Raw genomic sequence first — 10,001 nt, 5'->3', positions numbered from 1 at the left:
GTAAACGTTGCACTTTTTATTGCAATTTATCATTTGTAAATAGCTTACAAAGAACAACAGTAATCTATAAATTTTGTAAAAAACTTTACAAGTAGTAAAATTTCCACTCTACTTTGCATATTTTAGTAGAACCTTTCAAAAAACAGCTAGCTGCTCGCAGGAAGTCCTTATCATGAAAGAGCTGCAAAATCAATCATATTTTGCAAACAAACGAGTGAAAATTCTAGTCTAGTGGCAGCTGCCGTTGATGAAATTCCTGTCTTTCATCAAAAGAAGAAGTTTTAGAATAAATCATCAAAGAGACTGAGCTGATTGTCTTCTGGCATATTGCCTAGAATACCCATTTCATCCATTTTATCGACTAGAGTAGTGGACAAGCCGCCACGCTTGCGCAATTCGGTTTTTGAAAGAAATTCTCCTTCTGCACGCGCTTTAACCAATTGTTTTGCAACGTTGTCTCCCAAACCATCCATAGCAGAAAATGGTGGAATTAAGCTATCTCCGTCAATAAGAAATTCTGTCGCATCACTCTTATACAGATTGAGTTTGCCAAATTTGAAACCTCTTTCCAGCATTTCATTGACGATTTCTAGAGTTGTATAAAGGTCAATTTCAACATTAGAAGCTTCATTATTTTTGCGTTTTTCAGAAATTTCGTTCATCTTGTGCTTCACTGCATCTAATCCACTACTCATGACTTTGATGTCAAAGGCTTTGGCACGAATAGAAAAGTAAGCACAGTAGTAATAAATCGGATGATGCACCTTGAAGTAGGCCACCCGCAAGGCCATCATCACATAGGCAGCTGCGTGAGCTTTGGGAAACATATACTTAATCTTTCCACAAGATTCAATGTACCACTCAGGCACATTATTTTCCTTCATAGCAGCGATGTAGCCATTTCTTTCCTCATCAGAAATTTTGAGCCACATGCCTTTCCGCACCCGTTCCATAATGGTAAAGGCCATTTTAGGTTCTAAGCCCTTGTGCATCAGATAGACCATAATGTCATCCCGACAACCGATAACGGTGGACAGGTCAGCAATTCCCTGCTTAATCAAATCTTGTGCATTGCCCAGCCATACATCGGTACCGTGAGACAAGCCTGACAATTGGAGCAATTCCGCAAAGGTCGTTGGATGAGTCTCGTCTACCATACCTCGCACGAAATTAGTTCCAAATTCAGGAATCCCCAGCATACCAGTCGGCGTGCCAATCTGCTCCTGCGTTACTCCGAGAACATCTGTCCCAGAAAAGAGAGCCATCACTTCTTGATCGTCCATTGGAATTTCATTGGGGTCAATACCTGACAAATCCTGCAATTTCCGAATCATGGTCGGGTCATCATGACCGAGTACATCTAGTTTTAAGACATTTTCATCAATATCATGGAAGTTAAAGTGAGTTGTTTGCCATTCAGCAGTCAAGTCATCTGCTGGGTATTGAACCGGCGTAAAATCATAAACATCCATGTAATTTGGAATAACGACGATTCCTCCTGGGTGCTGTCCAGTCGTTCGTTTGACACCTGCTGCACCTTGCGCTAATCGTTCTACTTCTGCATCACGATAAAATTTATTATAATCCCGCTCATAACCTTTCACAAATCCATACGCTGTTTTGGCAGCAACTGTACCAACAGTACCCGCACGAAAGGCGTATTCTTCACCAAAAATGTCTCGGACATCCAAGTGGGCACTGGGTTGATCTTCACCAGAAAAGTTCAAATCAATATCGGGTACCTTGTCACCATCAAAACCAAGGAAGGTTTCAAAAGGAATATCTTGTCCATTTTTACTCAATTTATGTCCACAATGTGGGCAAGCTTTATCTGGCATATCAAAGCCTGAACCGTAAGAACCGTCCGTAATAAATTCTGAATACTGGCATTTGCCACAAACATAGTGAGGAGATAAAGGGTTTACTTCTGTAATTCCAATCATAGTCGCCACAAAGCTAGAGCCGACCGAACCACGTGAACCCACCAAATAGCCGCGTTCATTTGAGCGCTGTACCAGCATTTGCGAAGCCAGATAAATCACGGCAAATCCATTCCCCAAAATGGAGGATAATTCCCGCTCAATTCGTCGGTCTACAATATCTGGCAGTGGATTTCCATAAATTTCAAAGGCTTTGGCATAAGTCATCTCAGCGACTTTTTCCTCTGATTTGTCAATAAATGGTGTATAAAGGTCACCTTTCACCACCTCAATCGATTCAAAGGTTGCTGCCAATTGATTTGGATTATCAATAACCACCTGCCGAGCTAATTCTTCACCTAAGAAGGCAAACTCATCCAACATTTCATTGGTTGTGCGGAAATGCGCTTTTGGAAGTGAAGCTGGTTGAGCATTTTCACCATGCCCAATGGTACGGTTAATCATCGCCCCTTGCCCTAGACTGCGGACGATAATTTCTCGATAAATTTCTTCTTCAGGCTCGATATAATGCACATCACCTGTAGCAAGAACAGGCTTGTCTAATCGATTTCCCACTTCAATCAAATTTTTAATAATGGTGTGAAGCTCTTCGACATCCTTAACCTGCTCTTTGGCAATCAACGGTGCATAAATTGCTGGAGGCATGATTTCAATAAAATCGTAGTATTTTGCGACTTCCACTGCAGCATCAACGCCTTGCGAAACAACCGCGTCAAACACTTCTCCTTCCGAGCAGGCTGTTCCTAAAATCAAGCCTTCTCGGTGCGCATCCAAAACTGTTCGTGGAATCCGCGGTACGCCCTCAAAATACTTTGTATTAGACAAACTGACTAATTTAAAAATGTTCTTCAAACCCGTTTGATTTTTTACATAAATCGTAGCGTGTTTGACCCGCGCTTTTTTATAGGAGTTTTCATCCACCAAATCTGTGTTTAGCTTTTGAAGATTGGTGACACCTCGTTTTTCCGCCGCATCGTTAATGAAAATAAAGAGTAGGCGTCCTGTCGCTTCCGCGTCATAATTAGCCATGTGATGATGATCAAGCGATATTTGGAAACGCTTAGTCAATGGTCCCAAACCGTGGCGCTTGTATTCTGGGTAGAGATTACGGGCAAACTCCAAGGTATCAATGACTGGTTGCGTGATCTGTGGCAACCCATGCCGTTCATAATTGACATTCATAAATCCCACATCAAAGGTAGCATTGTGGGCAACGAGCACCGTATCTTGACAGAAGTCTTGAAATTCTTGCAAGACCTGCTCGAGTGGCTTCGCATTTTTGACATGCTCGTCTGTAATCCCCGTCAAATCTGTCGTAAAGGCACTCAAAGGATGACCTGGATTGATAAACTCGTCAAACTCAGCAATGACATTCCCTTTGTACATCTTACTTGCCGCTACTTGGATCAAGTCATTGTAAATAGCAGACAAACCAGTAGTTTCCACGTCAAAGACAACATAAGTGGCTTCCTTGAGCTCCATATCCACTTCGTTATAGGTAATAGGAACTCGGTCTTCCACGATATTAGCTTCCATGCCATAAATCAGCTGAATACCTGCTTTTTTAGCAGCTTTATAGCCATGCGGAAAACTCTGCACATTGCCGTGATCAGTAATTGCAACTGCCTTATGCCCCCATTTAGCAGCTGTCGCAATCAACTCCTCCACTTCTGGCAGAGCATCCATGGTTGACATGTTGGTGTGCGCGTGAAATTCAATCCGTTTCTCACCTTCTGGCATCAAGTCTTTCCGCTCATAATGTGTCACTTCTTGCACATCTTGGACATTCATGGTCAAGTCATGCGTGAAGTTATTCATTTCAATATTCCCACGCACACGCAACCAAGAATTTTTCCTAATGATGTCAAATTTTTTGGCTTCTTCTTCGTTTTTAAACCATTTCTGAAGGGAAAAACTAGAAGTATAATCAGTCATCTTAAAGTTAATCAGCACACGCCCTGTGCGGGTAACTTTTTGCTCAAGATCAAAGACCATACCTTCAAAGACAATGCGATTTTCCTCGGTCTGGATGTCAATCATCTGCGTAATCTCTGCCTTGTTCAGCTTTGGTCGGGCAGCCGCTTTTCGTGCTTGAAAATCAGAATAGTTTGGTTTTTCCTCAGCTGGTGGTGGTGCCATTTGCTGCAGTGCTTCGATAGCTTTTAGCGCCTCGTCATTAGCCGCTTGCACAATCTTTTCTTTTTCAGCTTGGAAAGTCTCAACTTGTTGCTGAGTTAAGGCGTCACTTGCTTTGACCTGACATTGAAAATGCGGAAAGCCAAACTTCACCAATTGCTTGGCTAAATTTGGCAAATGGGTTTTTCGAAAATGCTCCGTATCAATACTGGATGGCCCCTCAATCCAGAGCTGATCGCCGTCCGCATGCACCTGTAGCTGTTGGTACATACTACGAAAGCCTTGACTGGCACAAGGTCCTTCTGTAAAAGCCTCTTTGTAATAAGCCTGCAACAGCTCCTCTGTAAAATCTTGATTGGCAGCCTTAATTTCAAAAATAGCTTGGTTGCCCGTCTTAGAAAATTCTTCATTTAAACGTTTTTTTAATTCTTGAAACAACTCAATGGGTAAAATTTCTCCAAAAGCAAACTGAAATTCCCAAACATGACTGACGGTATGCACTAAAACTTGCTCAATTTCTGCATGTAAAAAGGCACTTGATTGTCTCATATCAAGTGGCATATCAATTTGATTCATTAAAATTTCAAACGTAGATGACATATTTTTTCCTCGTATTGTAATGAAACTATTTTACCATAAAACAAATGAATTTTCGATTAAAAAATAGATAAGGAATATCCCTCATTGTTTTTAATATAAACCAATCATCTCATCAAGGACGTCAAATGCTAAGCTTTTGGTTTCTCGGAACTTTGACAATTTTAAAACGAAAATTCTCATCGCTTTGAACATCAAAAAAGAGAGAACCAATCTGATTCTCTCTCGCATTTAGCGATAGGTTACCCACTACAGTTGACATTGAGTCTGTTTTCCTTTTTATTTTTTATATCCTTCTAATGCTTTTTGACGTTCTTCAGTTTGGCCTTTCGCATCTAATTTTTTACCTTTATAAACAGTGCTTTCCCATGAACCGTACATTGGATTTGGGAAGATGATGAACTTTTCACCGAATTCGTTCTTTAATTCTTCTAATTTCTTACTTCGTTCTTCTGCTGATGTTTTTGAGAAATCCGCAAAGTCAACGAGGTTATCACCTAAAAGCATGGCCAAATTCGTCGTTTCTTGTACTTTCTGACGGCGACCTTCTTTTGATTTCACACCTTTTTCTAAGAACATCAAATGGTCTTTCCCTTGTACTGGAATGCCTTCCTTTTCCAAATTCTTAATTGTCGCGTCTACCTGGCTCGCATCACGGTCAGAAACATAGTAGATTTGAACACCGTTTTGATGTGCATATTGGAGAAATTCTTTGGCACCAGGAACCGCCTTAGCTGAAGCCTTTTTCACCCATGCATCCCAATTTTTAGGATTAAAGGCCGTACCGTCTTTGACATTTTGAACTTGATAAGGACTGTTGTCTAATACTGTTTCATCTAAGTCAAGAACGATTGAGTAAGGCTTATCTGTCGGTTTTTGCAGCAATTCTTTCAAACGATTCGTTGCGACATTATAACCTTGCAGGTACAGCGCTTTAGCTTCATCTGACTTTTGATACCAAAGAGTGGACATGGTATTTTCCCTTGACCGCAATTGGTCATAAGTCATGGTGACTTTACTGTCAGATGTGTTACTTTGCGCAGCCTTATTGTCTGTCGTCTTCGTTCCACAGCTGGTCAATAAAATAACCGAAGCAAGAGCAGAGAAAATTGTGATTGTGGCTTTAGATGATTTCATAAAACCAATCCTCCTAATATTAATCTATCAACATTATAGCGCTTTCATAAAGACGTTGCAAGATATCTGTCTAAATGTAGGAGAAAAATAGATTTGCAAAAGACAGTTAACAAGTTCATCTAAAATAATGAGCTGTAAGGAGCTTAGAATCCCTACAGCTCACAAACCTTCAATCTTTATTTCTTTTTCTTAAGGACAACTACACTTGATAACAACAAGCCAATTCCTGCTAGCACGCCAGCAATGGAAATTGTCGTCCCTGTGGACGGTAAAGTCTTATCTGCTTTTCCAGCTCCTGCTTGCTGTTGCTGCGTCTGACTAGCTGAAGTATTTGACTGTGTTGACGAAGTCGTTGTTTGACCAGACTCTCCTTTCGGCGTAGAAGGCTTGGTTTGATTTTGTTCTTCTTTTGGTTTTTCTTGATTTGGTTTGCTATTTTTTTGAATGCGTAAAATCGTCGCTGTCAATGGTGCTAAGGTAACCCCATCTGCTCCTAAGGCCACACCAGCTGGATTTGAAATAGCCGTTACCCCTGCGGTATTACCGTCTGCCACGACTTGAGCATTTGCCAAATGCTTGTAGGCTTCACCAAAGTTAAACTTCCGCTCCTTGTTATCCGCATTAACAAAGACAGCGTAAATGTCTCCATTTGAAGCCACAACTTGGTAGCCAAGAACTGTATCCTCTTTTTCAACCCCGTCTTTACCCGGCTGAGTGATTAAAGTAACATTTTGATCGACTTCGGCTTTGGTCTTGCGTGTAAAGGCATCTGTTGACTTCCGCAAAGCAATCAGCCCTTTCACATAGTCGCGGCTCTTCGTATTTTCAGGGAATTTGTCACCGTTTGTTGCCTTTGTCCAGTCAAAATGATTGACCGCATCGCTCGAATCATAAGAGTCGTGGATAAAGTAAGGATATTCAAATGGTGTTCCGTCCGCATTGGTCAGCAGGTGTGATTTATTTGGTACTTTGTCTTCTGAAACCGGATATTTATAAGCTGGGTCACGGAATTGCTTGGTTCGTCCGTATTCTTGCCCAGAGTGAAGGAATGGCGTACCTTGAGAAGTAAGGACCATTAGATTGCCCAAACGCAGGCGACGGTGAATTTCTTGATTGTTCGCTGCGATAGCTGGATCTTTTTTAATGGATTGAGCAATCACATCAAAGAGGGTCAGATTATCATGTGCAGCAATGTACTGAATCACATCTCCCGGATCATCTGCTTCAAAATTCGTTGGTTGTGCTTTGATGTTTTTGAAAACATCTTCGACATTGCGTTTTCCACCTGTGATAAAGGCAGGTGCTCCTTCGTTCGGATAACCAGATTTCAAGGTATTTCGAATATCATCTGAGAATACACCGACTGTATCGGTAGATTTCATCCAAGATTGATCCGCTGGTTGGACTGGTTTATTTTCATCTCCAGCGTAAGTCTTCCACCCCTCACCTAGCATCACCAGATTTGGATTGAGCTTTTTAGCCTCCTCATACGCTTTTTGAATGGATTCTGCATCGTGATCTCCCATCATATCAAAACGGAAGCCATCCACTTTGTATTCGCTCGTCAAATATTTGATAGAATCCACCAAAACACGACGGCTCATGTAGTGCGTTGTTCCCAAACGTCCGCCACCAAAACTAGTTCTAGGAGTGCCGTCTGCATCCATAAAGTGATAGTAATTCGGCTCTAAATCTTCAAAAATAGAGGTCTTTGCCGTGTGATTATAAACCACATCCATAATCACACCCATTCCGCGCTTGTGAATTTCATGAACAAGATTTTTAAATTCTTCAATGCGCTTAGCTGGATCTGTCGGATTGGTTGAATACATTCCTGTCAAGGAGAAGTAGTTTTGTGGATCATAACCCCAGTTGTAGTTGCTATTGCTAGAAGCATACTTGTCCAATCTTTCGGCATTTTTCAATTCATTGACAAAATAATAACTTAAAACCGGCAGCAACTGAATATGAGTAACCCCAAGTTCTTTTAAATAGTCCAATTTTTCAACGAAAGCTGAGAATGTTCCAAATTGAGACTTCAAATCCTTAGAAATGGCTGCGTCAGAAGTAAAATCACGGACATGCGCTTCGTAGATAACTGCATCCTCCCGACTCTTGAAGCCTGGAATGTTCGCATAGGTCAGATTTTTCGGACCAAGCTCACTTGGGTCAACAAAAGCTGCCTTTGCAATCTTGTAAGACTCACCTTTTTCGGCATCTTCGCTGTTCCAAGCTGCCAAAGATTTGGCATATGGATCCAAAGCCAGTACTTTTTTATCACCGCGCGTAATTTCATAATGATAGAAATAACCGCGATAATCCTTAATTCCTAGATTTGTTTGCGATGTCAATGTTGTCTTCCAAGTACCTGCTTCTCCTTTTGTCATCGCTACCTTACCAACTACTTTGTTCTGATCATTTTTATCATACACAACCAAATCTACCTGATCCGCACTTGGTGACCAAAAGGTAACATCCACTTTCGTGCCTTTTTGGCTAACACGCGCACCCAATTCACCATCATATTTGTAGAGAATGTCCTTCAACTGCCAATTCATACTGGTTTTAAATTGGTCGTTGCCATACTTTACCTTATAAGGAGCTTGCGCTTGTCCAAAGTCTCCTATGATTTTTGCTTTCTTTGTTTTGGGATCAAGCACAATGTCTTTCACAACCACTTCTTTACTGTCCTTGTCTGTAATTTTTAGATTCTTAAGAATATCTTCCTTTTTGGCATTTTCAAGGGTTGAGAAAGTTGCTTCAATCTCCGTCAGGCTGACATGCTGAGCACCTGTCATGCGGATATCATTGACAAAATACGGATTGGTATAAATATTCGGATCTACATCTCGGAGGAAAATTTGACTGTTTTTCTTCAAATTTGTCAGATTATAATCCTGCGGTTGAATCTTCACATCGTCACCTGATTTGCTTTCATCTAAAAGCAGAAAACCAATTGCTTTTGCAGCATCTTTTAAAGGAACATCTACATAGCGACCATACTTGCCTGTTTTTTCGAAATCCACTCCGTCAGGCCAATTTTTGCTAGGATTTCCCACATCTCCCCAGAGCCAAAGAGACTTCTTGTCATAATTCCCGTCTGTCCGATAATAATTGATTCGTACCATGCCCTCTTTTAGAGGATCATAGGTATGAGGATTGTAATCCTTGTCAAACCAGACCTCGTTCATATTCGGACTGAGCAATTCAATCGTCTTGTCACCTGTTAGGTTTGTACCTGCTATATTATTGATTAAGAGACTAATCTTACTCCGTTTTTGTGCCATTTTGACATCAAGATAATAGCCATAATCATCCTTTTTAGCCATTGAAAAGCTAGTTGCTCCTGTCGGCCAGCTACCTTTTTGGCTGGAAGGTGTCTCCACATCATCCCAGGTCCACAAGCCAAGACTAGCTAAATTCTCCGACGGAAGTGTCTTAAAATGCAGACGAATGCTGCCCTCTTCAATTTTGTCTTCTTTAGCTGCTGTCGCAGCTGATACAACTTTCTCAATAGGCTTCGTTGCCGTTTTTTCTTCTGCTGCTTGTGCAGTTTCCTTCTCCGTAGATTGAACTTCCGTACTTGAATCCGTCGTTGAAGCTGGGGTATTTTCTCTTATGGAGCGAGCTTGAGTCAAGTCAAGTTTTTCTGATGAGCTTCCCTCAGTTGAAGCTGTACGCGAAGAATTGGCAACACTAGGTGTTGCCGAAAGCGAGTTGGTTGCTTGCCCTTGATTTTCCGACTTTTCCGAAACGACTGCTTGATGATTCGTCACTTCTACTTTATCAGACTGCTCACTTGTTGGTGATGTTGGTTGCACCGTTTCAATAGATGTGTTTTCGACACTATTTGCTTCCTCTGCTTGCGCTAAGACATTCCCCGCCAAAAAAACACTAGCAGAAATAGCAATAGACGCTACCCCTACTTTTAATCTGCGGATTCCAAAATGCTGACGCTTCTCAGCTGTTCGAGATTGTAAACGATAAACTTTCTTCATAAAAAGAAAACTCCTTTATTTTTTAGTTGCACAAATATTTTTAGGCTAGTGCAAACGTTTTCTGTAGATATTATATACATTTATCAACAAAATGTAAAGGTTTTCAAACGAAAAATCTCTGTTTTTTTGACAGAGATTAAATGTGTTTTCTATTTTATTTGATAAATTGCAATAAAAAGTGCAACGTTTACTC

Annotated in this window: 3 protein-coding genes and 1 pseudogene; 1 reads left to right on the top strand and 3 read right to left on the bottom strand. The window is 41.0% G+C overall.

Annotated elements, in window-relative coordinates:
* Positions 1-281 precede the first annotated feature (281 nt).
* Positions 282-4,676, bottom strand: a complete 4,395-nt coding sequence (locus HMPREF2876_RS08255; RefSeq protein ID WP_070241999.1) for a PolC-type DNA polymerase III — start codon at positions 4,674-4,676, stop codon at positions 282-284.
* 99 nt (positions 4,677-4,775) lie between these two features.
* Here HMPREF2876_RS08255 and HMPREF2876_RS10535 point away from each other — a divergent pair.
* Positions 4,776-4,908: pseudogene (locus HMPREF2876_RS10535) on the top strand (ISL3 family transposase); the annotation flags it as partial.
* A 44-nt stretch (positions 4,909-4,952) separates the two neighbouring features.
* Here the strand turns inward: HMPREF2876_RS10535 and HMPREF2876_RS08250 are convergent.
* Complete coding sequence (locus HMPREF2876_RS08250; protein ID WP_024052405.1) at positions 4,953-5,810, bottom strand: 5'-nucleotidase, lipoprotein e(P4) family; 858 nt, start codon at positions 5,808-5,810, stop codon at positions 4,953-4,955.
* Between the two features lie 176 nt (positions 5,811-5,986).
* Entirely contained in the window at positions 5,987-9,808 is a 3,822-nt protein-coding gene (locus tag HMPREF2876_RS08245) for a pullulanase (RefSeq protein ID WP_070242003.1), read from the bottom strand.
* Between the last annotated feature and the right edge of the window lie 193 nt (positions 9,809-10,001).

The organism is Streptococcus sp. HMSC073A12 (assembly GCF_001812815.1).
Taxonomy (GTDB): domain Bacteria; phylum Bacillota; class Bacilli; order Lactobacillales; family Streptococcaceae; genus Streptococcus; species Streptococcus vaginalis.
This window is presented reverse-complemented; position numbering and strand designations above follow the sequence as displayed.